Here is a 1,123-nt window from a genome sequence, read left to right as displayed (position 1 = left end):
AAACATCTCGATGTAATCGAACACATCACTGCGGGCTTCTTCGCGGGTGCCGTAGGTTTTCCGTCGGATGCGTTCCCGCTTCAGCAACTGGAAAAAGCTTTCCGCGACCGCGTTGTCGTGGCAGTTGCCGCGTCGACTCATGCTGCTGATCAGGTTGTTGGCCTTGAGGAAACTCTGCCAGTCCGAGCTGCTGAACTGGCTGCCCTGGTCGGAGTGGATCATCACTTCCTGCTTGGGCTTTCGCCGCCACACCGCCATCAACAGGGCATCAATGGCCAGGTCGCTGCACATCCGTGGCTTCATCGACCAGCCAATCACTTGGCGCGAAAACAGATCCAGTACCACCGCCAAGTACAACCAACCCTCATAGGTGCGGATGTAAGTGATGTCGGTGACCCAGACCTTGTTCGGTTCACTGACGTTGAACTTCCGCTCCAGACGGTTGGGCGAGGCCACAGTCGGCTTGCCACCATAGTACCCGGGGCGCCGACGATAACCGGTCTGCGAGCGCAGTCCCTCTCCCCGCATCAGGCGAGCCACGCGGTGCCGACCACAAGACTCGCCCAGCTCACGCAGGTCGTCGTGGATCTTGCGGTAGCCGTAGACCCCGCCGCTTTCCAACCAGGCATGCTTGATCAATCCGAGCAGACGCTGATCCTCCTTGGCGCGTGCAGATTTCGGCTCGGCCAGCCAGGCGTAGTAACCGCTGGGATGTACCTGGAGGGTCTGGCAGAGGCGCCGCACCGGGTACTCCACCGATAGCTTGCTGATAACGGCGTACTTCAGCCGGACTCCTTGGCAAAGTACGCGGCGGCCTTTTTTAGGATGTCTCGCTCTTCGGTCACTCGCTTGAGTTCAGCGCGCAAACGACGCAGTTCGGCTTGCTGATCATCTACCTGCTGCCGCTGTACTTGGGGCTTGCTGTAGCGCTTTACCCAGGCGTACAGGCTATGCGCGGACACACCTAGACGCTCTGCCACATCGGCAACACGCAAGCCGCGCTCAGTGATGTGCTTGACCGCTTCGATCTTGAATTCTTCGGGGTAACGCTGGTTGCTCATGGCACCTCCTGATGGGCCTCATTATGAGGCTTGGAGGTGTCTACGAAACTAGGGGCGATTCA

General features: G+C 59.1%; 1 protein-coding gene. It reads right to left on the bottom strand.

Going from position 1 to position 1,123, the window contains the following annotated elements; all coding sequences use genetic code 11:
* A protein-coding gene (locus tag DMX10_RS32260; RefSeq protein WP_111264896.1) for an IS3 family transposase occupies positions 1-1,061 on the bottom strand; the annotation gives its coding sequence in 2 pieces (ribosomal slippage) (positions 1-824 and positions 824-1,061; 1,062 coding nt annotated over the 2 pieces). This gene is flagged as partial in the annotation.
* Between the last annotated feature and the right edge of the window lie 62 nt (positions 1,062-1,123).

The organism is Pseudomonas sp. 57B-090624 (assembly GCF_003234055.1).
Lineage (GTDB): Bacteria > Pseudomonadota > Gammaproteobacteria > Pseudomonadales > Pseudomonadaceae > Metapseudomonas > Metapseudomonas tohonis.
The sequence above is the reverse complement of the archived record's forward strand: the minus strand, read 5'-3'. Positions and strand labels throughout refer to the sequence as shown.